Raw genomic sequence first — 24,463 nt, 5'->3', positions numbered from 1 at the left:
CACTTGCACGACAGGAAGACGCGTGACCGCACTGAACCCCCTGCAAAAACTCTGGCTGACGGAAACCGTGCGCCTGCGTGAAGAACACGCCGGCCCCCTCGAAGACCAGGAAGCCAATCGCCTCGCCCGCACGGCGGGCGGCGACCTGCCGACGCGCATCCAGCAGCGCGCCCTGCACCTGGCCGAGCGCGACGGCCTGACAGCCGCCCTCACGCGCTGGCTGCAAGGCGCACGCCTGGCGCTGGTGCTGCTGGCAATTGTCGCCATGATCATCGGCGCGGGCCTGGCCTTTGCTGCGCTGGGTAACGGCTTGACCCCGGTGAATGTGTTCTGGGCCCTGGGCAGCCTGCTCGGCTTGAACCTGATCCTGCTGTTGAGCTGGGCGTTGGGGCTGTTGTTTGCCGGCGAGCACAGCGCCAGCCTCGGGCGCTTGTGGTTGTGGCTCAGTGAAAAACTGGCGCGCGACGCCAAGGCCGCCCAACTGGCCCCGGCGTTGCTGCTGTTGCTGCAACGGCAGAAACTCAATCGCTGGGCGGTCGGTGTGCTGGTCAACAGCCTGTGGTTGCTGGCGCTGCTCAGCGCGCTGGTGATTCTGCTGACGCTGCTCGCCACCCGCCGTTACGGTTTTGTCTGGGAAACCACCATCCTCGGCGCCGACACCTTCGTCGCCGTGACCCAGGCCCTCGGCACCCTGCCCGCCCTGCTGGGCTTCAATGTGCCGACCGTCGAGATGATCCGCGCCAGCGGCGACTCCGCATTGAATATCGAAAGCGCCCGCCAGGCGTGGGCCGCCTGGTTGGTCGGCGTATTGCTGGTCTACGGCCTGCTGCCAAGGTTGATCCTCGCCCTGCTGTGCCTCTGCCGCTGGAAACGCGGGCGCGCCGCCTTGCGCCTGGACCTCAACCTGCCCGGCTACAGCCCACTGCGCGAACGCCTGATGCCCAGCAGCGAGCGCCTTGGGGTCAACGACGCCGCGCCGGAACAACTGCACCACGTCACCGGAGGCGTCAGTGAGCTGGACAGCGACGGCGCCTTACTCGTCGCCATCGAACTGGACGATCAGCACCCCTGGCCCCCCAAGCTGCCGGCTAATGTAAAGAACGCGGGAATCCTCGACAGCCGCGAATCGCGCAGCAAGCTCCTGGAGCAACTCAGCCGCTTCCCGCCCGCGCGCCTGGTCATCGCCTGCGACCCGCGCCGCTCGCCGGACCGTGGCAGCCTGGCGCTGATCGCCGAACTCACGCGCAGCGCCACCGCCACCCGTGTGTGGCTGCTGCAAGCCCCCGCGGGCCAGGCATTGGATGCCGAACGCCTGGGCGATTGGCACACCGCGCTGCAACAACTGGAGCTGCCGTTCGCCGACTGCGCGCCGTTGAACTGGCTGGAGACCGGTCATGACTAAACCGCTGAAACTCGCCGTGGTCGGCCACACCAACGTCGGCAAGACCTCGCTGCTGCGCACCCTTACCCGTGACGTCGGTTTCGGTGAAGTCTCCCATCGCCCCAGCACCACGCGGCATGTCGAAGGTGCGCGCTTGTCGGTCGACGGCGAAGCCTTGCTGGAGCTGTACGACACACCCGGCCTGGAAGATGCCATCGCCCTGCTCGACTACCTGGAACGCCTGGATCGCCCCGGCGAACGCTTGGACGGCCCAGCCCGCCTGGCGCGGTTCCTGGAAGGCAGCGAAGCCCGCCAGCGTTTCGAACAGGAAGCCAAGGTACTGCGCCAATTGCTGGCCTCGGACGCCGGGCTGTATGTGATCGACGCTCGCGAACCGGTGCTGGCCAAGTACCGTGATGAACTGCAAGTGCTGGCCAGTTGCGGCAAACCGTTGCTGCCGGTGCTCAACTTCGTCAGCAGCAGCGACCACCGCGAGCCGGACTGGCGTGAAGCCCTGGCGCGCCTGGGCCTGCATGCGCTGGTGCGTTTCGACAGCGTCGCGCCGCCGGAAGACGGCGAACGCCGCCTGTATGAAAGCCTCGCCCTGCTGCTGGAAAACGCCCGTCCGCAGTTGCAGCGCTTGATCCTCGACCAGGATGCCCAACGCCAGGCCCGCCAACAGAGCGCCGCGCGGTTGATTGCCGAATTGCTGATCGACTGCGCCGCGTGCCGACGCAGCGTGGTGACTGAAGATGAGCAACAAGCCATCAGCGATTTGCGCAAGGCGGTGCGTCAGCGCGAACAAAAATGCGTGGAGGCCTTGCTCAAGCTGTTCGGCTTTCGCCCCCAGGACGCCGCCGCCAGCGATTTACCGTTGCTGGACGGGCGCTGGGGGGATGACCTGTTCAACCCGGAAACCCTCAAGCAACTCGGCGTGCGCGTCGGCGGTGGCATCGCCGCAGGCGCAGCGGCCGGGGCCGGGGTGGACCTGCTGGTCGGCGGGCTGACCCTCGGCGCCGCTGCCCTCGCAGGTGCCATCGCCGGTGGCGCGTTGCAAACCGCACGCAGCTACGGCAGCCGCCTGCTGGGCAAGATCAAGGGCCAGCGCGAGCTGACCGTGGACGACAGCGTGCTGCGCCTGCTTGCCCTGCGCCAGCGCCAGTTGCTCAAGGCCCTGAACCTGCGCGGCCATGCGGCGATGCACAGCATCAAGGTCGATACGCCCCAGGACAAGACCTGGCGCGAAGGCAAATTGCCGGACGCGTTGCACAAAGCCCGCGCCCACCCGCAGTGGTCATCCCTCAACCCCCACGCCAAACTGAGCCAGGCCGAGCGCCAGGAACAGGTCGAAGCCCTGGCCCAGCGCCTCGACGAGACTTAAGCCGCCAGCAGCTGCCGGGCCTTGGCCTTGAGCACTTGCAGGTCGAGCACCGGTACGTGCATTTGCTTGGCCTGTTCATCCCAGTAGCGCATGCGCAGGCTGACCTGACACAGCGGGTCTTGCTCAAACGCCCGAGCCTCCTCGGCCGTCATCACGCCGCCCTGGTAACCCAGGGTGCGGCGGCTGGCCTCGCTCAAGCGTGCGTAGTAGTCCGGCTGGCTGAACGTCAGGTAGCGCTTGGCCTGGACGTGGTACTCCACCAGCCTGGCCAGGCGCTCACTGAAGCCTGCACGGCGCAAATAATCCGCGCCCAACCGCTCATGGCTGACCACGCCGTAACCGCCCATGTTCTCGCCATCCTGGCCGCAGAGATGGCCGATATCGTGGAAGAACGCCGCCAATACCACCTCATCATCGAAGCCCTCGGCCATGGCCAACTGCGCGGCCTGGGACATGTGCTCGATCTGCGACACCGGCTCGCCGATGTAATCCGCCGTGCCGTGCTGCTCGTACAAACCGAAGACTGCGGCAATCGCCTGTTCCGGGTTCATCACGCTTGCCCCCACAGTGTTGTGATATTGCGCTCGGCCATCGCCGGCCCCACGCTCATGCCCACGCCGGTGTGCATCAAGGCGGCGCTCACGCCAGGTGCGGCCTGCACAAATGAAAACGGCGCCGGGCCCCTGGCACCGTAGACACCCTGCCAGCGTTCCACCACCTGGATCTTGCAACCCAAGGTCTGCTCGGCCAACTCGATCATCCAGTCATCTACCTGCTCGGCATTGAACGGCGAGGCATCGCTGCCGTAGTCGTGGGAGTCGCCGATGATCAGTTCGCCATGGGGCGTCGGGCTGATCAGCAGGTGAATCCCGTGTGCATGCAGGTGCGGCGCATCGCGCAGGATCTGCGCCTGTACCGGCGCGGCCTCAGGCAGGTCGGCAAAGGCACCGTAATGCACGCAACTGAGGCCCGTGAGCAACGCGTGTTGCAGGTTGAGGTTAAGCGCAGGCCGGGCGCGCAGCATTTGCAGGCGGCAGATCTGCGGGTTGAGCCCCGCGATGGCCTCGGCCAACAGGGTTTGATAATCGTGACCGGAACAGACGATGACCTGCTCGCCACGAAAGCTGCCCGCCGTGCTGTGCACCTGGCCCGGTTCGACATCGCGCACCAGGGTGGAGAAGTAAAATTCCACACCCAGTTGCTGGCTCAGGTAGTGGATCAGCGCCGGTATGGCCTCGCGCGAATACAATTGCTGGTCGTCCTTGCCATGCAGCGCGGCGCGGTGATGACGGAACTGGCCGCCATACAGCTCCTTCAACGCCGCGCCTTGCAACAAGTCGACGTTGTAGCCGTGCTCGCGCGCGCGGCCGGCGCAGAAGGCTTCCAGCAGATGCTCTTCGGCTTCGGTGCGGGCGAATAGATACGAGCCGTTGCGCTTCAAGTGAAGGCCCGCCTCCTGTGCCCAATACCCCCAGATTTCACGGCTTTGTCGTGCCAGGTCGAACATCGGCCCCGGCGGCTGCCCGGTGACCAGGGCCTGGCCGAAGTTGCGTACCGAGGCGCCCAACGGCGTGGCGCTGCGCTCGAACACCTTGACCTTGAGCCCGCGCCTGGCGGCGGCGTAGGCGTGGGAAAGGCCGAGGATGCCGGCACCGATGATCAGTAAATCTGTCATGGAATATGCAACCCTCTGTAGGAGCGAGCTTGCTCGCGAAGAACGTCAACGATAAGGCAGCGCTTCAGGTTATCCGCGCCGTCTATTCGTTCTTCGCGAGCAAGCTCGCTCCTACAGGTAGAGGTGAAAATTATTGTTTTTCCGACTTGCCGTCATAGCGCTTACGCCATTCGGTCAAAATGCTGTCGCGATTCTTCGACGCCCAGGCAAAGTCGTTCTTGATCAAACGCTGCTCGTAGTCGGCCGGCAATTCGGTCTGCGGCTTGGCGATCCCCGGCTGGGCGAGCACGGCAAAGTTGTCTTTGTACAGGTCCATTGCCGCTGTACTGGCGGAGAAATCCGCGAGTTTTTTCGCCGCGTCCGCATGGGCGGTGCCCTTGATCACGGCGGTGGCTTCGATGTCCCAGCCCAGGCCTTCCTTCGGCAGGATGATGTCCAGCGGTGCGCCCTGGCGTTTCAACTGCACGGCCGGGTATTCGAAGGAAATACCAATCGGGAACTCACCCGAAGCCGCCAGCTTGCAAGGCTTGGAGCCCGAATGTACGTACTGGCCGATGTTCTGGTGCAAGTCATCCATGTACTGCCAGCCCTGCTTCTCGCCGAAGGTCTGCAGCCAGGCGCTCACATCCAGGAAGCCGGTGCCGGACGATGCCGGGTTAGGCATCACGATCTTGCCCTTGTACTCGGGCTTGGTCAGGTCTTGCCAGCTCACCGGCTTGGTCAGGCCCTGTTTCTCGGCTTCGACCGTGTTGAAGCAAATGGTCGCGGCCCACACATCCATACCGACCCAGGCCGGTGGGTTGGCGGCGTCACGGTAATTCTTGCCGATCTTGTCCAGGCCCTTGGGGGCGTAGTTGTCCAGCATGCCTTGCTGATCGAGGATCGCCAGGCTCGATGCAGCCAGGCCCCAGACCACGTCGGCTTGCGGGCGGTCTTTTTCGGCCAGCAGCTTGGCGGTAATGATGCCGGTAGAGTCGCGCACCCATTTGATCTCGACGTCCGGGTTGGCCTGTTCGAAGGCTTTTTTGTAGGTCTTCAACTGCTCGGCTTCAAGGGCCGTGTACACGGTCAACTCGGTCTTGGCGAAGGCATTCAGGCTGAATGCAGTGAGTACGGCAGCGACCAGCGCCAGGGGCTTGAACATGGAGCACCTCCTTCAGGGATGTTTATTGGCCGGGCGCGGTCTGGCGCCAGGCTTGGGAGCGGCGCAAGGCGCCACGTGAAGCCCACGCCAGCAGCAGCGAAACGCCGGCCGAGGTGAACAGGATCAGGGTCGACATGGCCGCCGCGCCGCCCACGTTGCCGGCGTCGTCCATGTTCAGCACGGCGACGGCGGCGAGGATGGTGTCGGGGCTGTAGAGGAAGATCGCGGCGGACACGGTGGTCATCGCCGACACAAACAAGTAGCGCACGATGTCCAGCAGCGCCGGCAGGCAGATCGGCACCGTGACTTTCAAGTAATGGCGATACAGCGGCGCCTTGAGCGACAGCGCGGCCGCTTCGAACTCGGCGTCCAGTTGGCGCAGCGCGGTGGTGGCGGTCATCTGTGCGGTGGTCAGATAGTGAGCAATGGTGCACACCACCAGCAGGGTCATGGTGCCGTAGAACACATGCAGCGGGTTGCCACTCAGGTTGAAAAAGAACACGTAGCCCAGGCCCAACACCAACCCAGGCACGGCCATCGGCACAAAGCTGAGCATGCGCAGCGCCAGGTTCAGGCCCTTCTGGCCCTTGGTCTTTTCCATCAGGTAGGCGCCAGTGAAGATCAACACGCTGCCGATCAACGCCGTGCACAACGCCAGGGTCAAGCTGTTGCGATAGGCCAGCCAACCGCCGCCGGCCGTGTCTTCGAACTGATAGTGGCTGAGCGACAGCGACAGGTTGTACGGCCAGAACTTCACCAGCGAGGAGTACACCGCCATGCCGAACACCAACAGCAGCACGGCACAGATCAACAACACGATGAGCAGGTAGCAGCCATCCCGTAAACGCGACGGCACCGGCTGGAAGACTTGGGCGCGGCCACTCATGCCGTCACCTTGGCGACGGCGCAACCAGGCGTCGACGCCAAAGCTGAACAGCGCCGGCAGCAGCAACACCATGCCAATCAACGCGCCCCGACCAAACTGTTGCTGGCCGACCACCGCCTTGTAGGCTTCCAGCGCCAGCACTTGGTAATCCCCACCGACCACCACGGGCACGCCGAAATCGGTGATGGTCAGGGTGAACACCAGGCAGAACGCGGCAAACACCGCCTGGCGCGTGGCCGGCCAGGTGATGCTGCGGAACGCCCGCGCAGGGCTGGCACCCATGCTCGACGCGGCGTCGAACAACCGCGCATCGGCCAGGGACAGCGCCGAGAGCAAAATCATCAGGGCATGGGGGAAGGTGTAGATCACTTCACCGAGCACAATGCCCCAGAAGCCGTAGATGTTGTCCGAGAGCAAGCCGCGCAGCATGCCCTGGTTACCGAACAGGTAGACCAGCGCAATGCCCGGCAGCATCGACGGGGCCATCAACGGCAGCAGCGACAGGCCGCGCCAGATGGCCTTGCCGGGAATCAACGTGCGTTGCAGGGCGTAGGCAAACAGGTAGGCCAGCGGTACGACAATGGCCGCCACGCTGAGGGAAACTTTCAGGCTATTGCCCAGCAGCCAATGGAAGTTGGCGCTGGTGACCAACTCCCGCGCGGCGACCAGGCCACCGCCCTGCCCGGCTTCACTGCTGAAGCCGCGCCAGAAGATCGCCAGCAATGGCAGCAATACGGCGATGCCCAGCAGCAACAGCCAGAGCAGTTTGCCGCCGACCACGAAAATACGGTCGCCGGTTTCGGCGCGGGACACCTGGCGCGGCAGCGTCATGACAGCGGCCATCTCAGGCAAACACCTGCAGACTGCGCGGCGGCAAGGCAACCCAGATGTCCTGGGCGCCCAGGCGCGGCATGGCTTCCGGGGCCAGTTCGGCCAGCAGCGGATGGCCGGGCAGTTGCTCCAGCTCGAAACTCATGCGGCAGCGGTTGCCGAGGAAGGTGATCTCACGGACCTTGGCCGGGAACAGGTTTTCTTCATGCACCGGCGGGTTGACGTTGATCGCTTCCGGGCGGCAAAACAGTCGGCCGGACTTGGCCACGCCAGCATCCTCGGCCAGGCGCATATTCATCCCGCCGACCTGGGCATGGCTGGCACTGTTGCGGCTGAACGGCAGCCAGTTGCCCTGGCCGACAAACTCCGCCACAAACGGCGTGGCCGGGCGGTCGTAAATCTCCTGGGGCGTGGCGTACTGCTCGACCTTGCCGTTGTTCATCACGGCGATGCGGTCGGCCATCAACATGGCTTCGTCCTGGTTGTGGGTGACCATCAAGGTGGTGATACCGAGGCGCCGTTGCAGCTGGCGCAGCTCGGTGCACAGGTGTTCGCGCACACGGGCGTCGAGGGCCGACATCGGCTCATCCAGCAACAGCAACGACGGGGCCGGCGCCAGCGCACGGGCCAGGGCGACGCGCTGCTGCTGGCCGCCGGAGAGCTGGCCGGGGTATTTCTTTTCACTGCCGAGTAGACCCACCAGCTCCAGCATCTGGCCGACACGCTGGCGCACTTCATCGCGACCGCTGCCGGTGAGGCCGTAGCCGATGTTCGCTTCGACGGTGAGATTGGGAAACAACGCGTAGGACTGGAACAGAATGCCGTAGTCCCTAGCCTGGGGCGGCAGCAGGGAAACATCGCGGTCACCCAGGTAAAGTTCGCCGCTGTCCTGGCGTTCCAGGCCGGCGATGCAGCGCAGCAACGTGGTCTTGCCGCAGCCGGAAGGGCCCAGCAGGCACACCAGCTCGCCGGCAGCCACGTCCAGGGACACGTTGTCGAGCGCAGTAAAAGCGCCGAAGCGTTTCTGGATAGCGCGCACTTTCATCGGCGCGCCGGGTTGGGTCAGGACTGTGTTCATGGTGGCACCTCATCAAACTGATGAAGGCCATGCTAGGCAGGCAATGCGTCCCTCTTGTGGCAGAAAGGCAAAACGCGGCGATAGTGGTATTCGCAGATTTGTGTAGGACTCTAAGAGCTGAGTTGCCGGGTACATCGCCATCGGGGGCAAGCCCCCTCCCACATTTGACCGAGTTCCAACATGGAAATGCGGCCACCTGTGGGAGGGGGCTTGCTCCCGATTGGTCCCCAAAGCCACTACAAGGCTTTAGATCGGCGACATTTCCTGCGCCAACCCCAAAAACGCCGCCGGTAGGCGAGCGCCTTTTCGTTCTTTGAGGCAGTACAGGTACTCCGGAATCTGCGGCGCATTCTCGATGGTCAGCACCCGCAACTGCGGGTCGTGGGGCACTTCCTGGCGGGCGATGATGCTGATGCCGATATTGCGCAGCACCGCTTCGCGGATCGATTCACGGCTGCCGATTTCCAGCAGCGGCCCGTAACTCACGCCGGCACCTTGCAGCATCTCTTCCGTGAGCCGCCGCGTGGTGGAGCCCGCTTCACGCATCAACAGCGTATGCCCGGCCAACGCGCTGAGCGGCACGTGGTCGAGTTTGGCCAGTGGGTGATTGCGGTGCACCGCCAGCACCAGCGGGTCGGTGCCGAGTACGCGGCGGATCAGGCGCGGGTCTTCAAGCAACTGAGAGGATGCCGCGACATCGACGCGGTAATCGTCCAGCGCTTCGAGCACCTGCTGGGAGTTGCCGATTTCCACCGACACTTCCACTTGCGGCAGGCGTTCACGAAAGGCTTTGACCAGGTCGAGGATGTAGTACGGCGCCGTCGCGGCAATTCTCAGCGCCCCTTGGACCTGGCCGTTGTTACGCAGGAAAAACTCGATGTCTGCTTCCTGCTGCAGCAACGTCTTGACCATCGGCAGCAGGCGCGCGCCTTCGTCGCTGACGGTAAGGCGGCGCCCGCCACGGTAGAACAGCTCAACGCCGTACTGGCTTTCCAGGTTGCGAATCTGGGTGGTGACCGTGGGCTGGCTCAGGCCGAGTTTTTTCGCCGCCTGGGTAATGCTGCCCAGGCGGGCGACCATAAAAAACGCCTTCAACTCGGCACTCAGCACACCACCCTCTCATCCTCTATTTGCGCAACAGGCGCAGGCCATTGAACACCACCAGCAGGGCCACGCCCATGTCGGCGAACACCGCCATCCACATAGTCGCCAGCCCCAGGAAGGTGACCACCAGGAAGATCGCCTTGATCACCAGGGCCAGGGCGATGTTCTGCTTGAGGATACTCGACGTTTGCCGCGACAAACGAATGAATGCCGGAATCTTGCGCAAATCATCGTCCATCAAGGCCACGTCGGCGGTCTCGATGGCAGTGTCGGTACCTGCTGCGGCCATCGCAAAGCCAATCTCGGCGCGGGCCAGGGCCGGTGCGTCGTTGATGCCGTCGCCGACCATGCCGACCCGGTGGCCTTGGCCGTAGAGGGTTTCGATGGCGTGCAGTTTGTCGGTGGGCAACAGGTCGCCCTGGGCCTGATCGATGCCGACCTGGGCGGCAATCGCCTGGGCGGTGTGGGTGTTGTCACCGGTGAGCATCAGGGTCTTGATGCCCAGTTCATGCAATTGCTGGATGGCTTCGCGGCTGCTGTCCTTGACGGTGTCGGCCACGGCGAACAGTGCCAGCGGGCCGGACTTGTCGAGCAACAGCACCACGGACTTGCCCTGTTTTTCCAGGGCGAACAGCTTTTCTTCCAACGCCGGCGAACACAGGCCAAGGTCCTCCACCAGGCGGTGGTTACCCAAGTGGTAGGTCTGGCCATTAATATCGCCGCGCACGCCGCGACCGGCGAGGGCTTCGAAGTTATCCACAACGTGCACGGGCAGGTTTTTATCCACAGCCGCGTTGGCAATCGCCAGCGACACCGGGTGGTCGGAACGCCCGGCCAAGCTGGCAGCCAGGGCCGGGGCGCTGTCTTCGACATGAGGGAACAGCGCCAGGTAATCGGTTTGCACCGGCTTGCCGTGGGTGATGGTGCCGGTCTTGTCGAGGGCCAGGTAGTCCAGCTTGTAACCGCCTTCCAGGTACACGCCGCCCTTGATCAGGATGCCTTTGCGCGCCGCAGCCGCCAGGCCGCTGACAATGGTGACCGGGGTGGAGATCACCAACGCACAAGGGCAAGCCACCACCAACAGCACGAGGGCGCGGTAGATCCAGTCGAACCAGGCACCGGCCATGAACAGCGGCGGGATCAGCGCCACACCCAAGGCAAACAGAAACACTGCCGGGGTGTAGATTTTCGAGAAACTGTCGACAAACCGCTGGGTCGGTGCCCGTGCGCCCTGGGCCTGCTCCACCGCATGGATGATGCGCGCCAGGGTGGAGTTGTTGGCCGCTGCGGTGACCTTGTACTCCAGGGACCCGGCCTGGTTGATGGTGCCGGCGAAGACTTTATCGCCCACGGTCTTTTCAATCGGCAGGCTTTCACCGGTGATCGGCGCCTGGTCGATGGTGGATTGGCCGGCGGTGACTTCACCGTCGAGGCCGATGCGCTCGCCCGGTTTTACCCGCACGATGGCGCCCAGCTCAATGCTTTTGACCTCCTGTTCAACCCAGCTGCCATCAGCCTGCTGCAGCGTGGCCTGCTCCGGTGTCATCTGCATCAAACCGCTGATGGCATTGCGCGCACGGTCCAGGGATTTGGCTTCGATCAGCTCGGCCACGGTAAACAGGAACATCACCATGGCCGCTTCCGGCCACTGGCCAATCAGGATCGCGCCGGTGACCGCGATGCTCATCAGCGCGTTAATGTTCAGGTTGAGGTTTTTCAGGGCGATCCAGCCCTTTTTATAGGTGGTAAGGCCGCCACTGAAGATCGACACCAGTGCGACCAGCGCAATCACCCAAGTGGGCGCGGCATTGGTGAAGTGCAGCACTTCGGCGCCCAATGCGCCCACGCCGGACAACGCCAACGGCCACCAATGTTTCTTGGCAGGCGGCTCGGCGGGCGGGGTGCCCTCCTCGATCGGATCGGCCTGCATGCCCAGGGATTTGACCGCATCGATGATCGGCGCGGTGCTCGGCAGGTCATGGGTGACGCCGAGGATACGGTTGATCAGGTTGAACTCCAGTTGCTGCACACCCGCCAGCTTGCCGAGTTTGTTCTGGATCAGCGTCTGCTCGGTGGGGCAGTCCATGGCTTCGATGCGGAAGGTGCTCAGGCGCGAACCGGCAGTCGGGGCTTCGCTCAATTGCACCAGCGCAGGTGCCGGGGTACCGGAACAGCAGGAACCGCCATGGCCGTGGTCATGCACAGGCGTGAGTTTCTTCGGGCCATGATCGTGGTCGTGGTCGTGCTTATGCGGGGTGTGAATGGAATCGCTCATCAGGTCGCGTCCGTAAGGTGCCTGTTGCCAAGTAAAGACCCTGTAGCCACTATAGGGTCAAGCACCCATTTGGAGATTGCTGCAATGAAGATCGGCGAACTGGCCAAACTGACCGACTGCCCGGTGGAAACCATCCGTTATTACGAGAAAGAAGGCCTGCTGCCCCCCCCGGCACGCACCGACGCCAACTACCGCGTCTACACCCAGGCGCACACCGAGCGGCTGATCTTTATCCGCAACTGCCGCAGCCTCGACATGACGCTGGAAGAAATCCGCAGTTTGCTCGGGCTACGGGACAGCCCCCAGGACCAGTGCGAAAACGTGAATGCCTTGATTGATGAGCATATCCACCATGTGAAAGCGCGGATTGATGGGCTGTTGGCGTTGCAGGAGCAATTGCTGGACCTGCGCCAACGCTGTGGCGGCGGGGATCACTGTGGGATTTTGCAGCAGCTGGAGGTCAGCGGCGGTGTTGCCGCCAGCGAGGCCGAGCCCTCACATGTGGGCAGAAGCCACGGCCATTGAACGGGCCAAATGTGGGAGGGGCAAGCCCCCTCCCACAGTGGACAGCGTCAGACTCTAGATAGCCACGTCGGCCTTGATGCTTGGATAAGCGTCATAGCCCACGATTTCAAAGTCTTCGAACGTGTAGTCGTAGATCGACGCCGGCTTACGCTTGATCACCAGTTCCGGCAGCTTCTTCGGCGTACGCGCCAACTGGGTCTGGATCTGTTCCATGTGGTTGCTGTAGGCGTGGGTATCGCCGGTGGTGACGATGATCTCGTGGGGGATCAGGTCGCATTGCTGGGCCAGCATGTGGGTCAGCAGCGCCAGGGCGGCAGTGTTGTAAGGCAGGCCGAGGAACACGTCGGAGCTGCGGATGTACAACTGCATCGACAGATGGCCGTCATGCACGAACGCCTGGTACAGCAGGTGGCACGGTGGCAGGGCTTGTTTGCCGTTGCGCGCGTTTTCCTGCGGGCTCTTGGTTTCGTCCGGCAGGTACTCGACGTTCCAGCCGTGGAACAGGATGCGACGGCTGTTGGGGTTGGTCTTGAGCGTGTGCACCATGTAGTCGATCTGGTTGATCGTGCCGCCATCCTTGGTCGGCCAGGCGGTCCACTGCTCGCCGTACACCGGGCCCAGGTCACCTTCTTCGGTGGCCCACTCGTCCCAGATTTTCACGCCGTTTTCGTTCAGCCACTTGATGTTGGTGTTGCCGCTCAACATCCAGATCAGCTCGTTGGCGATGCTTTTGAAGTGAAGCTTCTTGGTGGTCAGCAGCGGGAAGCCGTCGGCCAAGTTATGCCGATACTGACGGGCGAACACGGCCTTGGTGCCGGTGCCGGTACGGTCGCCTTTGGTCAGGCCATTGGTCACGACGTCGTTCAGTAGTTCGAGATATTGCTTCATGTCATTACCCGTATCGTTGAAGCCGAGACCTCGCAGGCCTCGGCATTCGAATTTAAAGCGCGGTGTTCTTCAGCGGTTGCGGGCGATTGTACGCCCACCACAGCAGGCCCAGGCCGACCAGGATCATCGGAATGCTGAGCACTTGCCCCATGGTCAGCCAGCCCCAGGCCAGATAGCCCAGCTGTGCATCCGGCACGCGCACGAATTCGACGATGAAACGGAAGATCCCGTAGAACAGCGCAAACATGCCGGAAACGGCCATGGTCGGGCGCGGTTTGCGCGAGAAGAGGTACAGGATAAGGAACAGTGCCACGCCTTCCAACGCGAACTGGTACAGCTGCGACGGATGGCGCGGCAATTGCGCCGGGTCACTGAACGGCGGGAACACCATGGCCCACGGCACGTCGGTCGGCTTGCCCCACAACTCGGCGTTGATGAAGTTACCGATACGTCCGGCACCCAGGCCGATCGGCACCAACGGCGCGACAAAGTCCATCAGTTGGAAGAACGACTTGCCGTTGCGCCGGCCGAACCACCAGGCCGCGATCATCACGCCGATAAAGCCACCGTGGAACGCCATGCCGCCTTTCCACACTTCGAAGATCAGCATCGGGTTGGCGATATACGCGGACAAGTCGTAGAACAGCACATACCCCAGGCGTCCGCCGACGATTACCCCCATCGACAACCAGAACACCATGTCGGAGAGCTTCTCCTTGGTCCAGGTCGGGTCGAAACGGTTCAGGCGCCGGGACGCCAGCAGCCAGGCGCCGCCGATGCCGATCAGGTACATCAACCCATACCAGTGGATTTTCAGCGGACCGATGGCCAGGGCCACCGGGTCGATCTGCGGGTAAGGCAGCATTGCGACTCCTCGTTAAATCATTCGTTATGGCGACCGGACCATGCCCGGGCGCGATTAAGCCTGCGTTACAGCAAAAAATTCAAACCGACGCAAAACAGCAGTGCGGCGAACAGCCGCTTCAACAAGCGCGGCGACAACCGGTGCGCCAGGCGTGCACCGAAGCGGGCAAACACCATGCTGGTCAGGGCAATGCCCAGCAGCGCCGGCAAATACACGAACCCTAGACTATGAGCGGGCAACAGCGGGTCATGCCAGCCCAGAATCATGAAACTTAATGCACTGGCCAGCGCAATCGGCAGACCACAGGCGGATGAGGTGGCCACCGCCTGTTGCATCGGCACGCTGCGCCAGGTCAAAAACGGTACGGTCAGCGAGCCGCCGCCAATGCCGAAAATCGCCGAAGCCCAGCCAATCACGGTACCGGCCAGGGTCAGGCCGAGCTTGCCCGGCACGGTGCGGCTGGCCTTGGGCTTGACCTCCAGGGCCAGTTGCACGGCGATGATCAGGGCGAATACGCCGATGATCTTCTGCAAGTGGGGGCCGGAAATCGCTTCGGCGGTCAGCGCACCAAAACCGGCGCCGAGCAGGATACCCACGGTCATCCATACAAAGATCGGCCAACGCACCGCGCCACGTCGGTGGTGCTCACGTACGGCATTGACCGAGGTAAAGATGATCGTTGCCAGGGACGTGCCCACGGCCAGGTGGGTCAGCACCTGCGGGTCGAAGCCCTGCAAGGTGAAGCTGAACACCAGCACAGGCACGATGATGATCCCGCCGCCCACGCCAAACAGCCCGGCGAGTACGCCCGCGCACGCGCCCAGCAGCAAATACAGCAGAAATTCCATGGGAGCCCCCCAACCAAGTCCGGCATGTTAACGGATGGAAGGCATGCGACCCAACTGGATACGATGGAACGCTGCTGCCGGTGTGGGTAGAGTGGCTAAAAACACAAAAGGGAATCGCCTGATGTGCCTGATTGTTTTCGCCTGGCGACCGGGCCATGCCCAACCGCTGATCGTCGCGGCCAACCGCGATGAGTTCTACGCCCGCCCCAGCCTGCCGCTGGCCCAATGGCCGGATGCGCCCGAGGTCTTTGCCGGCCGCGATCAGGAAGCAGGTGGCACCTGGCTGGGAGTGAATGCCGATGGGCGGTTTGCTGCCCTGACCAACATCCGCGACCCGCACCAGCCGCCCGCACGCAAGTCACGCGGGGAACTGGTGGCGCGGTTTCTCAGTGGTTCGCTACCGATTGACCAGTATTTGGCCGACGTTAACGGCCGATCGATTGAATATGCCGGGTTTAACCTGCTGGTGGGGACGCGGGAAGAGTTGTGGCATTACAACGCCAATGACACCGAGCCGACGCAACTGAAGCCAGGGGTCTATGGGTTGTCCAACGCGGGGCTGGATACGCCGTGGCCGAAGCTGGTGAAGGCCAAAGCCGCGCTGCGCGAATTGCTGACCGATCCGCAGCCCGAAGCGCTACTGGAGATCCTGAGCGACCCGCAGACGGCGTCGTTTGCTGACTTGCCCGATACCGGCGTGGGGTTGGCGACGGAGAGTCTGCTGTCGAGTGTGTTTATCGCCAGCCCGAGTTATGGGACGCGGGCGAGCACGGCGCTGATTGTGAATGCCGATGGCACGCGGCGGATGGTGGAGCGCAGCTTCGGGCCGCAGGGTGGGCGGTTGGGCGAGGTGGACATCAACCTGTAGGAGCGAGGGGGACGCCTAGTTCTTGCTCGCGAAAAACCTGAGAACGCCGCAGGGAATCAGGCTCCCCGCGTTATCGTTGAGGTTCTTCGCGAGCACGCTCGCGCCTACAAGGTTTTGGCGGAAGCCGGGTTGATCATCCGTGTCAGCCCCAGGTTCTTCAGCGCCAATTGCAGCGAGCTGTGGATAACCTGCGGGTTGTCGATGGTCATCAACTCGGCCAGCAGATCCTTGGCCATGCTCAGTTCAACCTGGCGCAGCATCCACTTCACCTTCGGCAAGTTGGTGGCGTTCATCGACAGGCTGTCAAAACCCATCGCCATCAACAGCACCGCCGCTGCCGGGTCGCCGGCCATTTCACCGCAGATACTTACCGGCTTGCCTTCGGCATGGGCGTCGCGCACCACGTTTTGCAGGGCTTGCAGCACCGCCGGGTGCAGGTAGTCATAGAGGTCGGCTACCCGCGGGTTGTTACGGTCCACGGCCAGCAGGTACTGGGTCAGGTCGTTGGAGCCCACCGACAGGAAGTCCACCTGCCGTGCCAGTTCCTTGGCCTGGTACACCGCCGCCGGGATTTCGATCATCACGCCAATCGGCGGCATCGGTACGTCGGCGCCTTCGTCGCGCACTTCGCCCCAGGCGCGGTGGATCAGGTGCAGGGCTTCTTCCAGCTCATGGGTGCCGGAGATCATCGGCAGCAGGATGCGCAGGTTGTTCAGGCCTTCGCTGGCCTTGAGCATGGCGCGGGTCTGCACCAGGAAGATTTCCGGGTGGTCGAGGGTCACGCGAATACCGCGCCAGCCGAGGAAGGGGTTGTCTTCCTTGATAGGGAAATACGACAGTGACTTGTCGCCGCCGATATCCAGGCTGCGCATGGTCACCGGCAACGGGTGGAAGGCGGACAGTTGCTCGCGATAAATCGCCAGCTGCTCCTTCTCACTCGGAAAACGCTGGTTGATCATGAACGGCACTTCGGTGCGGTACAGCCCCACCCCTTCGGCGCCACGCTGTTGCGCGCGGGCCACATCGGCCAGCAGGCCGGTGTTGACCAGCAGCGGCACACGGTGGCCGTCGAGGGTTACGCAGGGCAGCTCGCGCAACGAGTCGAGACCCAGCGCCAGTTGCTTTTCTTCTTCCACCACCTCGGCGTATTGCTTGCGCAGCAAATCGCTGGGGTTGGTAAAGACTTCACCACGATGGCCGTCGACGATCATGTCGATGCCATCGACCTTGGAGTACGGCAGGTCCACCAGGCCCATCACCGTCGGAATGCCCATGGCCCGGGCCAGGATCGCGACGTGGGAGTTGCCCGAACCGAGTACCGAGACCAGGCCCACCAGTTTGCCTTCGGGCACTTCGCCGAGCATGGTGGCGGTCAGTTCTTCACTGATCAGGATGGTGTTGTCGGGGTAGACCAGGTTGGTGGTGCGGTCCTCCTGCAGGTAGGCCAGCAGACGGCGGCCAAGGTCGCGCACATCCGAGGCCCGCTCGCGCAGGTAGGCGTCGTCCATCAATTCGAAACGGTTGACGTGATCGGTGACCACCTGGCGCAGTGCGCCCTGGGCCCATTGGCCGGTCTTGATCACGGTCTTGACTTCGTTCCCGAGGGACGCGTCGTCGAGCATCATCTGGTACACGTCGAACAGCGCGCGCTCTTCGGGGCGCAACTGGGTGGCCAGCTTGGTCGACAGGTTGCGCATGTCGGCGCGCACGCCTTCCAGGGCCGTCTTGAACAGTTTGATTTCAGCGTCGATGTCGTCGACGTGCTTGTCCGGCACCACATCGAGGTCGGCCGGCGGCAGCATGACCACGGCAGTACCGACCGCCGCCCCCGGCGAACCCGGTACGCCGACGAACTTGGCTTCCTGGATACCCTTGCCCTGGCGCCCCAAGCCGCGAATCGAGCCGGTAGCTTCGGCGTGGGCAATAACCCCGGCGAGCTGCGCGCTCATGGTCACGAGGAAGGCTTCTTCACCTTCGTCGAACTGGCGACGCTCTTTCTGCTGGATAACCAACACGCCGACGACGCGGCGGTGGTGAATGATCGGTGCGCCGAGGAACGAGGCGTAGCGCTCTTCGCCGGTTTCGGCAAAGTAGCGATAACGCGGGTGATCGGCCGCGTTTTCAAGGTTCAGGGGTTCTTCACGCGTCCCCACCAAGCCCACGAGACCTTCATTGGGCGCCATGCTGACCTTGCCGATGGAGCGCTTGTTCAAGCCCTCGGTGGCCATCAGCACAAAACGGTTGGTCTCTGGGTCCAGCAGGTAAACCGAGCAGACCTGGCTGCCCATGGCTTCCTTGACGCGCAACACAATAATCCCCAACGCCGCCTTGAGATCCTTGGCGGAGTTAACTTCCTGGACGATCTTGCGCAGCGTATTGAGCATGGCTCGGGGTCGAACTCCGTCGTCAGTCGCGCGATAAAAGGCGCGGGGCAAGCTCTTTGAGAGCGCGACGATAAACCTCGCGCTTGAATGTCACCACCTGGCCCAACGGGTACCAATAGCTGACCCAGCGCCAGCCATCGAACTCCGGTTTACCGGTCAAATCCATCCGCACCCGCTGCTCGTTGGAGATCAGGCGCAGGAGAAACCATTTCTGCTTCTGGCCGATGCACAGCGGTTGGCTGTGGGTACGCACCAGGCGTTGCGGCAAACGATAGCGCAACCAGCCCCGGGTACAGGCCAGAATTTGCACATCTTCGCGCTCAAGGCCGACTTCTTCATTCAACTCACGGTACAGGGCGTCTTCAGGGGTTTCATCGGGGTTGATTCCGCCTTGAGGAAACTGCCAGGCATCTTGGTTGATTCGGCGAGCCCATAGCACCTGTCCGGCATCATTCGTAAGAATAATCCCGACATTAGGACGGAAACCATCGGGGTCGATCACGGCAACAACCTCGCAAACGCATGTCGCCGCATTGTTCCACAAAGGTTGTTCCAGCGGCAACGAGGCTTCTTACCTTATGTGCACTCTTGTGAAAAGACCGTATTCTGGACGCCTTTTTACAGACTTTTCAGCGAGTAACTGCAATGCGCCTGGCTTTATTCGACTTGGACAACACCCTTCTCGGCGGTGACAGCGACCACGCCTGGGGCGATTACCTCTGCGCACGGGGGATTCTCGACCCGGTGGCCTACAAGGCTCGCAACGACGAGTTCTACCAGGACTACCTGGCCGGCAAGCTGGACAACGCCGCCTACCTGAACTTCTGCCTGGAAATCCTCGGCCGCACCGAGATGACTCAGTTGGACGAATGGCACAATGACTATATGCGCGACTGCATCGAGCCGATCATGCTGCCGCTGGCCTCAGAACTGCTGGCCAAGCACCGCGCCGCTGGCGACAAGCTGGTGATCATCACCGCCACCAATCGTTTCGTCACCGCGCCAATTGCCGCACGCCTGGGCGTCGAAACCCTGATCGCCACCGAATGCGAGATGGAAAACGGCCGCTACACCGGACGCAGCACCGACGTACCGTGCTTTCGCGAGGGCAAGGTGACGCGCTTGAATCGTTGGCTGGAAGAGACTGGGTACAGCCTGGAAGACAGCTACTTCTATAGCGACTCGATGAATGACCTGCCACTGCTGGAGCAGGTGACGCATCCGGTAGCGGTGGACCCGGATCCGAATCTGCGCGCTGAAGCCGAGAAGCGTGGTTGGCCGGTGATTACGCTGCGTAGCTGATGGCCTTATCGGCCCCCCCACACTCGACCGGATTCCAAAGGATGTACTCGGTTAAATGTGGGAGGGGGCTTGCCCCCGATGCAGCCGACGCGGTCTAAAACCCTAAACCGGCTTCGCGCCCATCAACCCTGCAATCGCCACAAACCCCACCAGGCTCACCACCGCCAGCACCAGGGTGAAATTCAAGCTACCGCCCTCGCCTTTGCGCAGGCGGTTAAGCCGTGCCACCAGCCAGAACCAGGCCAGCGCCGCCACGGTATAGAGGATGCTGGAAGCCAGAATCCAGGTCTGCCCCAGCGGCCAGCCGATCAGGTGCGCCAGCCACCAGCCGGTAAACGGCATGCTGAGCATGCAAACGCCCATCAGCAACCACACGAACGCCCACGGGCGCTGCACAGTCACGGCCGGGCCGGCGCTGCGCTTGCGCCAGGCCAGCAGCGCCAGGCCGAGGCCACTGAGCAGCAACACCACCGTGGCGGCTATGTGGATAACTTTGAGGGTGGTAAGGGTGTCCATGTGTCGTCTTCCTTAAAGGCCGCCCCAATCAGCGTAGTCGCTCAACCGAGAAACAGTTTGTAGGCCGGGTTATCGCTTTCGTCCCAATACGGGTAGCCAATGGCTTCCAGGGCTGCCGGGACCAGGTGACGCTCGCTCGCCGGCACTTGCAGGCCCGCGACCACACGGCCGTCAGCGGCGCCGTGGTTGCGGTAGTGGAACATCGAGATGTTCCAGCGCCCGCCCAATTTATTAAGAAAGTTGAACAAGGCCCCCGGACGTTCGGGGAATTCGAAGCGAAACACCACTTCATCACTGACCTTGGCCGCATGCCCGCCGACCATATGGCGAATGTGCAACTTGGCCAATTCGTTCTCGGTCAGGTCCAGCACCGGGAAACCCTTGCTGGTGAGGCTGGTGATCAGCGCACTGCGCGGGTCGTTTTCCGGGTGGGTCTGCACACCGACAAAAATGTGCGCTTCGCTGCCGGAGTGATAGCGGTAATTGAATTCGGTGATCTGGCGCTTGCCCACGGCCTCGCAGAACGCCTTGAAGCTGCCCGGTTTCTCGGGGATGGTCACGGCGATGATGGCTTCGCGGCCTTCACCCAGCTCGGCGCGCTCGGCTACATGGCGCAGGCGGTCGAAGTTGACGTTGGCGCCGGAGTCGATGGCCACCAGTGTCTGGCCGGTGACGCCACGGGTCTCCACGTATTTCTTGATCCCCGCCACACCCAGCGCGCCGGCAGGCTCGGTGATGGAGCGGGTGTCGTCGTAGATGTCCTTGATCGCCGCGCAGATTTCATCGGTGCTCACGGTGATCACTTCATCCACGTAGTGTTTGCAGATGTCGAAGGTGTGCTGGCCGATCTGCGCCACCGCCACACCGTCGGCAAAGATACCCACACTGGGCAACACCACACGCTCGCCGGCGGCCATGGCGGCTTGCAGGCAGTTGGAGTCGTCCGGTTCGACGCCGATGATCTTGATCTCCGGACGCAGGTATTTCACGTACGCGGCGATGCCGGCGATCAGCCCGCCGCCGCCCACCGGTACGAAAATCGCGTCCAGCGGCCCTGGGTGCTGGCGCAGGATTTCCATCGCCACGGTGCCCTGCCCGGCAATGGTGTGCGGATCATCGTAGGGGTGAATGTAGACGTAGCCTTTTTCGTCGACCAGCTTGAGCGAGTAGGCCAGGGCTTCCGGGAAGGAATCGCCGTGCAGCACCACTTTGCCGCCACGGGAGCGCACGCCTTCGACCTTGATCTCCGGGGTGGTCTTGGGCATCACGATGGTGGCCTTGACCCCCAGCACCTTGGCCGCCAGGGCCAGGCCCTGCGCATGATTGCCCGCCGAGGCCGTGACGACGCCGCGCGCACGCTCTTCAGCCGTCAACTGAGTCAGCTTGTTGTACGCGCCGCGAATCTTGAACGAGAACACCGGCTGCAAGTCTTCACGCTTGAGCCAGACCTTGTTGCCCAGCCGCTCGGAGAGCTGGCGAGCGGTCTGCAGCGGGGTTTCTACGGCAACGTCATAGACGCGCGAGGTGAGGATCTTTTTGACGTACTGTTCAAGCATCGGCGGAAGTCACTGGGCGGGTTGGGCAGGGCCAAGGAGTCTAACCCAGCGTTTGGCCGGGCGACCACACGAATCCAGAGGTTTTGTTGGGTTATACTCGCGCCCCTCTTTACTCCCCGCCCGTTCCGGAGCCCGCATGACCCAGGATCAACTCAAACAGGCAGTGGCCCAGGCCGCCGTCGATTTAATCCTTCCTAAACTCGACGACAAGAGCATCGTCGGTGTCGGCACCGGCTCCACCGCCAACTGCTTTATCGATGCGCTGGCCCAGCACAAAGGCGCATTCGACGGCGCCGTGGCCAGTTCCGAAGCCACCGCCGCGCGCCTCAAGGGCCATGGCATTCCGGTGTACGAGCTCAACACCGTGAGCGACCTGGAGTTCTACGTCGACGGCGCCGATGAAAGCGACGAACACCTGAACCTGATCAAAGGCGGCGGCGCCGCCCTGACCCGCGAGAAAATCGTCGCGGCGGTGGCCAAGACCTTTATCTGCATCGCCGACGCCAGCAAACTGGTGCCGGTACTTGGCGCGTTCCCACTGCCGGTGGAAGTCATCCCGATGGCCCGCAGCCACGTGGCCCGCGAGCTGGTGAAGCTGGGTGGCGATCCGGTGTACCGCGAAGGCGTGTTGACCGACAACGGCAACATCATCCTCGACGTGTTCAACATGCAGATCACCAACCCGGTGGAGCTTGAGACTCAAATCAACGCCATCGTCGGCGTGGTCACCAACGGCCTGTTCGCCGCGCGTCCGGCCGATGTGCTGCTGCTGGGCACTTCTGAAGGCGTAAAAACCCTTAAAGCCTGATGCAAAACCAACTGTGGGAGGGGCGGTGTCTCAGGGAGTGGACTTCTTGAACACATAGAACAGGTTCGGCTCGCTGACCAGGTACAACGTGCCCTCGTCATCCATGGCGATCCCTTCGGCCTGCGGCACCCGCTTTTTCAGGCCGTGGCGCCCATTGAGCAGAGACAGACTGCTCAGTGGGCGACCGTCGATATCCAACTCCAACACCAGAAACGACTCATCCGACAGCGCCAGCAGATGGCCGCTGCGCTCATCGTATTGCAGGCTCGACAGGTCGCGCACAAACAGCCCGGCATCGCGCTTGGGGTTGTTGATCACGTGCACCGAGTAGGTTTTTTCCGGTTTGAAATGGGGAAACCCGTGGACCTCATAGATCAGCATCGGGTCGCGCTCCTTGGCCACGAACAGGCGCTTGCCGACTGAGTCATAGGCCAATCCCTCAAAACCCTTGTTGCCCCCGACATGCAGGCCCAGGGTCATCTGCTCCGCATCGGCGGCGTCGAGGAATTGGGTGTCGTCGTCCACATGCACCTTGATCAGCCGCTGCTGGCGTTCGTCGGTGATGACGTAGATGTTGTCGCTGATAAATTCCACCGCCTCGGCATCACCGAACCCCACCAAAGGAATGCGCCGCAGGATCTTGCCCTCAAGGGACAGCTCGATCAGTTCGGCGTTTTGATTGGTGACGGTAAACAGGCTTTTGCGCACCGGATCGTAGGTGAGGGCCGAGACATCGTCGTCGAGCCCTTCGATAACCTGGGCCTCCAGGGTCACCCGGTAATCCGCCAGGCCGATGGAGCGCTCGTCTGCCGGCTGGCGCCAGGCCTGCCAGTTGAACCAGGCACGTTCGAACAGGCGATAGTGCTGCGCAACCGCCCCGGCGCTGACCACCGCGATCAGCGCAAGCATGAAGAGAATGGGTGTGGGGCGGGCAAATCGACGCATCGGACGGGCTCAAAGTCAAAAGTGGCGAATGAATATCACGCCTGTCTGAATTTAAACTTAAACGCGCCCTGGTGTCTGGCGAATGCCGCTAATAGAGAGATATCCGACGTAATTCGTCCGTTACTTCTGCTTTTCGAACCGATAGAACAAGTTTGGCTCGCTGACAATGTAGAGCGTGCCGTCCTCATCCATGGTCACCCCTTCTGCACGGGGGATGGTGTTCTTGAGGCCATTGAAACCACCGAGCAGGGTCATGAAGCTGACTTGTTCGCCCTTCTCGTCCAACTCCAGCAGCAAGTGGGAGTCGGCCGATAACACCAGCAGATGGCCGGTGCGCGGGTCGATGGCCAGGGCCGAGAGGTTGCGCATATCCAGCTCTTTGCTGGCCAGTTTCTGTTTATCGCCGACCAGGGTCTGGCTGCCGTCGCTTTTCCAGGTGAACAACGCCGGCGGGCGCTCTTCACCCAGCACAAATTGCTGATTGCGCTTGTCCCAGGTGAGCCCTTCGAACGCTTTGTTCTGGTCCTTGGACGGGCCCAGGTCATAGCTCGGGAAGTCGGCCTTGTTCAATTGCTGGGTGGTGGCGTCGACCTTAACGATGGTCAGGGTGTGCTGGCGTTCGTCGACCACCGCTATCAGGCCATTTTCCATCACGGTCACGCCTTCCGGATTGTCCCAGCCATTGAGCGGCATCTTGCGCAGCACGTCGCCCTGCAGGCTCAGTTCGACGAGGAAGGGATTCTTGCCCATCACGGAAAACAGGGTTTTGGTCTGCGGGCTGTAGGAGACATCCGATGCCTCGTCCTTCTCCATGCCCGGCAGCAGCTTGCCATCGATCACGGCATGGTAGTCCGGCAACCACACGCTCTCCTGGCGCTCGGCCGGGGTTTCGAAGCGCTCCAGCACCCACAGCAGGCCGCGGTCGTCCCAGTGCATGGCCCAGGAAATGCCATACACGATGGCGCCCGCCAGAAATAACCAGGAATACCAGCGCAAGGCAAAGCGAGAACGCGGCTTAGGTGTTGCGGAGGGCAGGGACACGGCCATGGGGTGCTTTTTCCGGAAAGTCAGCGGTAGGTGATAGCACAGGATCAACGGGCCCGCGCGCTGGAGGCTGAGGATTATCCGGATGGCGTGTGAAAAAAATGCAAAAGCCGATGCACGAGATGGACTCGGACCCACTGTGGGAGGGAGCAAGTCCCC

Annotated in this window: 22 protein-coding genes; 6 read left to right on the top strand and 16 right to left on the bottom strand. The window is 62.5% G+C overall.

What is annotated here, in order from left to right:
* Positions 1-22: 22 nt before the first annotated feature.
* Positions 23-1,402, top strand: coding sequence for a DUF2868 domain-containing protein (locus AD670_RS02205; protein WP_053127937.1), 1,380 nt, complete (start codon positions 23-25; stop codon positions 1,400-1,402).
* Positions 1,395-2,762, top strand: a complete 1,368-nt coding sequence (locus AD670_RS02200) for a DUF3482 domain-containing protein (RefSeq protein ID WP_053127935.1) — start codon at positions 1,395-1,397, stop codon at positions 2,760-2,762. Before AD670_RS02205 ends, AD670_RS02200 begins: the two co-directional genes overlap by 8 nt.
* On the opposite strand, the gene AD670_RS02195 is transcribed toward AD670_RS02200, so the two are convergent.
* The 7 genes from AD670_RS02195 to AD670_RS02165 all read right to left on the bottom strand — a co-directional run bounded on the left by AD670_RS02195 (position 2,759) and on the right by AD670_RS02165 (position 11,755).
* Positions 2,759-3,313, bottom strand: a complete 555-nt coding sequence (locus AD670_RS02195) for a phosphonate degradation HD-domain oxygenase (protein WP_053127932.1) — start codon at positions 3,311-3,313, stop codon at positions 2,759-2,761. The two genes, AD670_RS02200 and AD670_RS02195, sit on opposite strands and share 4 nt — an antisense overlap.
* The gene (locus AD670_RS02190; protein WP_053127930.1) at positions 3,313-4,437 is read right to left on the bottom strand and encodes a TIGR03364 family FAD-dependent oxidoreductase; all 1,125 of its coding nucleotides are present in this window, start codon (positions 4,435-4,437) and stop codon (positions 3,313-3,315) included. The genes AD670_RS02195 and AD670_RS02190 overlap by 1 nt, the downstream gene beginning before the upstream one ends.
* A 130-nt stretch (positions 4,438-4,567) precedes the next feature.
* Entirely contained in the window at positions 4,568-5,581 is a 1,014-nt protein-coding gene (locus AD670_RS02185; RefSeq protein ID WP_053127928.1) for a putative 2-aminoethylphosphonate ABC transporter substrate-binding protein, read from the bottom strand.
* Between the two features lie 22 nt (positions 5,582-5,603).
* Positions 5,604-7,310, bottom strand: coding sequence for a putative 2-aminoethylphosphonate ABC transporter permease subunit (locus AD670_RS02180; RefSeq protein ID WP_053127926.1), 1,707 nt, complete (start codon positions 7,308-7,310; stop codon positions 5,604-5,606).
* A gap of 1 nt (position 7,311) precedes the next feature.
* On the bottom strand, positions 7,312-8,376 hold the full coding sequence (locus AD670_RS02175; RefSeq protein WP_053127924.1) for a putative 2-aminoethylphosphonate ABC transporter ATP-binding protein: 1,065 nt from the start codon (positions 8,374-8,376) through the stop codon (positions 7,312-7,314).
* A 246-nt stretch (positions 8,377-8,622) separates the two neighbouring features.
* On the bottom strand, positions 8,623-9,486 hold the full coding sequence (locus AD670_RS02170; protein ID WP_053127922.1) for a LysR family transcriptional regulator: 864 nt from the start codon (positions 9,484-9,486) through the stop codon (positions 8,623-8,625).
* 16 nt (positions 9,487-9,502) lie between these two features.
* Positions 9,503-11,755, bottom strand: coding sequence for a heavy metal translocating P-type ATPase (locus AD670_RS02165; RefSeq protein ID WP_053127920.1), 2,253 nt, complete (start codon positions 11,753-11,755; stop codon positions 9,503-9,505).
* Between the two features lie 84 nt (positions 11,756-11,839).
* Between AD670_RS02165 and cadR the strand changes: the two genes are divergently transcribed.
* Positions 11,840-12,280: a Cd(II)/Pb(II)-responsive transcriptional regulator gene (gene cadR / locus AD670_RS02160; protein WP_053127918.1), complete on the top strand. Its 441-nt coding sequence runs from the start codon at positions 11,840-11,842 to the stop codon at positions 12,278-12,280.
* A gap of 54 nt (positions 12,281-12,334) precedes the next feature.
* On the opposite strand, the gene AD670_RS02155 is transcribed toward cadR, so the two are convergent.
* The 3 genes from AD670_RS02155 to AD670_RS02145 all read right to left on the bottom strand — a co-directional run bounded on the left by AD670_RS02155 (position 12,335) and on the right by AD670_RS02145 (position 14,881).
* Positions 12,335-13,168, bottom strand: coding sequence for a thymidylate synthase (locus AD670_RS02155; protein WP_053127916.1), 834 nt, complete (start codon positions 13,166-13,168; stop codon positions 12,335-12,337).
* Positions 13,169-13,220: 52 nt separating this feature from the next.
* A complete protein-coding gene (gene lgt, locus AD670_RS02150) occupies positions 13,221-14,033 on the bottom strand; it encodes a prolipoprotein diacylglyceryl transferase (RefSeq protein WP_053127914.1) in 813 nt (270 codons plus the stop codon).
* A gap of 65 nt (positions 14,034-14,098) precedes the next feature.
* Positions 14,099-14,881, bottom strand: coding sequence for a sulfite exporter TauE/SafE family protein (locus AD670_RS02145; RefSeq protein WP_053127913.1), 783 nt, complete (start codon positions 14,879-14,881; stop codon positions 14,099-14,101).
* Between the two features lie 121 nt (positions 14,882-15,002).
* Between AD670_RS02145 and AD670_RS02140 the strand changes: the two genes are divergently transcribed.
* The gene (locus AD670_RS02140; RefSeq protein WP_053127911.1) at positions 15,003-15,749 is read left to right on the top strand and encodes an NRDE family protein; all 747 of its coding nucleotides are present in this window, start codon (positions 15,003-15,005) and stop codon (positions 15,747-15,749) included.
* 104 nt (positions 15,750-15,853) lie between these two features.
* On the opposite strand, the gene ptsP is transcribed toward AD670_RS02140, so the two are convergent.
* Together ptsP and AD670_RS02130 are read right to left on the bottom strand one after the other, a co-directional pair.
* Positions 15,854-18,133 (bottom strand): phosphoenolpyruvate--protein phosphotransferase, encoded by a 2,280-nt coding sequence (gene ptsP, locus AD670_RS02135; protein ID WP_053127910.1) that lies wholly within the window; start codon positions 18,131-18,133, stop codon positions 15,854-15,856.
* Positions 18,134-18,155: 22 nt separating this feature from the next.
* Positions 18,156-18,635, bottom strand: coding sequence for an RNA pyrophosphohydrolase (locus AD670_RS02130; RefSeq protein ID WP_053128161.1), 480 nt, complete (start codon positions 18,633-18,635; stop codon positions 18,156-18,158).
* A 143-nt stretch (positions 18,636-18,778) separates the two neighbouring features.
* Between AD670_RS02130 and AD670_RS02125 the strand changes: the two genes are divergently transcribed.
* Positions 18,779-19,435 carry an HAD family phosphatase gene (locus AD670_RS02125; RefSeq protein WP_053127908.1) on the top strand — a complete coding sequence of 219 codons (657 nt, stop codon included), beginning with the start codon at positions 18,779-18,781 and terminating at the stop codon, positions 19,433-19,435.
* Positions 19,436-19,537: 102 nt separating this feature from the next.
* Here the strand turns inward: AD670_RS02125 and AD670_RS02120 are convergent, their stop codons facing one another.
* Together AD670_RS02120 and ilvA are read right to left on the bottom strand one after the other, a co-directional pair.
* Positions 19,538-19,951: a DUF2269 family protein gene (locus AD670_RS02120; RefSeq protein WP_053127906.1), complete on the bottom strand. Its 414-nt coding sequence runs from the start codon at positions 19,949-19,951 to the stop codon at positions 19,538-19,540.
* A 41-nt stretch (positions 19,952-19,992) separates the two neighbouring features.
* Positions 19,993-21,507, bottom strand: coding sequence for a threonine ammonia-lyase, biosynthetic (ilvA, locus tag AD670_RS02115; RefSeq protein WP_053127903.1), 1,515 nt, complete (start codon positions 21,505-21,507; stop codon positions 19,993-19,995).
* 136 nt (positions 21,508-21,643) lie between these two features.
* On the opposite strand from ilvA, the gene rpiA reads away from it, so the two are divergent.
* Positions 21,644-22,315, top strand: coding sequence for a ribose-5-phosphate isomerase RpiA (rpiA, locus tag AD670_RS02110; RefSeq protein WP_053127902.1), 672 nt, complete (start codon positions 21,644-21,646; stop codon positions 22,313-22,315).
* Positions 22,316-22,345: 30 nt separating this feature from the next.
* Here rpiA and AD670_RS02105 read toward each other — a convergent pair whose 3' ends face one another.
* Both AD670_RS02105 and AD670_RS02100 read right to left on the bottom strand, forming a co-directional pair.
* On the bottom strand, positions 22,346-23,260 hold the full coding sequence (locus tag AD670_RS02105; RefSeq protein ID WP_053127900.1) for an SdiA-regulated domain-containing protein: 915 nt from the start codon (positions 23,258-23,260) through the stop codon (positions 22,346-22,348).
* A gap of 120 nt (positions 23,261-23,380) precedes the next feature.
* Positions 23,381-24,307 carry an SdiA-regulated domain-containing protein gene (locus AD670_RS02100; protein WP_053127898.1) on the bottom strand — a complete coding sequence of 309 codons (927 nt, stop codon included), beginning with the start codon at positions 24,305-24,307 and terminating at the stop codon, positions 23,381-23,383.
* Between the last annotated feature and the right edge of the window lie 156 nt (positions 24,308-24,463).

The organism is Pseudomonas sp. MIACH (genome assembly GCF_001269925.1).
Taxonomy (GTDB): domain Bacteria; phylum Pseudomonadota; class Gammaproteobacteria; order Pseudomonadales; family Pseudomonadaceae; genus Aquipseudomonas.
Note: the sequence above shows the minus strand (reverse complement) of the source record. Positions and strands in the feature narration are given on the sequence as shown.

What these genes read in the sequence shown, in the direction of transcription:
- AD670_RS02200 (WP_053127935.1), top strand. Translation starts at nt 1,395, where the DNA reads ATGACTAAACCGCTGAAACTCGCCGTGGTCGGCCACACCAACGTCGGC.
- AD670_RS02195 (WP_053127932.1), bottom strand. Translation starts at nt 3,313, where the DNA reads ATGAACCCGGAACAGGCGATTGCCGCAGTCTTCGGTTTGTACGAGCAG.
- AD670_RS02190 (WP_053127930.1), bottom strand. Translation starts at nt 4,437, where the DNA reads ATGACAGATTTACTGATCATCGGTGCCGGCATCCTCGGCCTTTCCCAC.
- AD670_RS02185 (WP_053127928.1), bottom strand. Translation starts at nt 5,581, where the DNA reads ATGTTCAAGCCCCTGGCGCTGGTCGCTGCCGTACTCACTGCATTCAGC.
- AD670_RS02180 (WP_053127926.1), bottom strand. Translation starts at nt 7,310, where the DNA reads ATGGCCGCTGTCATGACGCTGCCGCGCCAGGTGTCCCGCGCCGAAACC.
- AD670_RS02175 (WP_053127924.1), bottom strand. Translation starts at nt 8,376, where the DNA reads ATGAACACAGTCCTGACCCAACCCGGCGCGCCGATGAAAGTGCGCGCT.
- AD670_RS02165 (WP_053127920.1), bottom strand. Translation starts at nt 11,755, where the DNA reads ATGAGCGATTCCATTCACACCCCGCATAAGCACGACCACGACCACGAT.
- cadR (WP_053127918.1), top strand. Translation starts at nt 11,840, where the DNA reads ATGAAGATCGGCGAACTGGCCAAACTGACCGACTGCCCGGTGGAAACC.
- AD670_RS02155 (WP_053127916.1), bottom strand. Translation starts at nt 13,168, where the DNA reads ATGAAGCAATATCTCGAACTACTGAACGACGTCGTGACCAATGGCCTG.
- lgt (WP_053127914.1), bottom strand. Translation starts at nt 14,033, where the DNA reads ATGCTGCCTTACCCGCAGATCGACCCGGTGGCCCTGGCCATCGGTCCG.
- AD670_RS02145 (WP_053127913.1), bottom strand. Translation starts at nt 14,881, where the DNA reads ATGGAATTTCTGCTGTATTTGCTGCTGGGCGCGTGCGCGGGCGTACTC.
- AD670_RS02140 (WP_053127911.1), top strand. Translation starts at nt 15,003, where the DNA reads ATGTGCCTGATTGTTTTCGCCTGGCGACCGGGCCATGCCCAACCGCTG.
- ptsP (WP_053127910.1), bottom strand. Translation starts at nt 18,133, where the DNA reads ATGCTCAATACGCTGCGCAAGATCGTCCAGGAAGTTAACTCCGCCAAG.
- AD670_RS02125 (WP_053127908.1), top strand. Translation starts at nt 18,779, where the DNA reads ATGCGCCTGGCTTTATTCGACTTGGACAACACCCTTCTCGGCGGTGAC.
- AD670_RS02120 (WP_053127906.1), bottom strand. Translation starts at nt 19,951, where the DNA reads ATGGACACCCTTACCACCCTCAAAGTTATCCACATAGCCGCCACGGTG.
- ilvA (WP_053127903.1), bottom strand. Translation starts at nt 21,507, where the DNA reads ATGCTTGAACAGTACGTCAAAAAGATCCTCACCTCGCGCGTCTATGAC.
- rpiA (WP_053127902.1), top strand. Translation starts at nt 21,644, where the DNA reads ATGACCCAGGATCAACTCAAACAGGCAGTGGCCCAGGCCGCCGTCGAT.
- AD670_RS02105 (WP_053127900.1), bottom strand. Translation starts at nt 23,260, where the DNA reads ATGCGTCGATTTGCCCGCCCCACACCCATTCTCTTCATGCTTGCGCTG.
- AD670_RS02100 (WP_053127898.1), bottom strand. Translation starts at nt 24,307, where the DNA reads ATGGCCGTGTCCCTGCCCTCCGCAACACCTAAGCCGCGTTCTCGCTTT.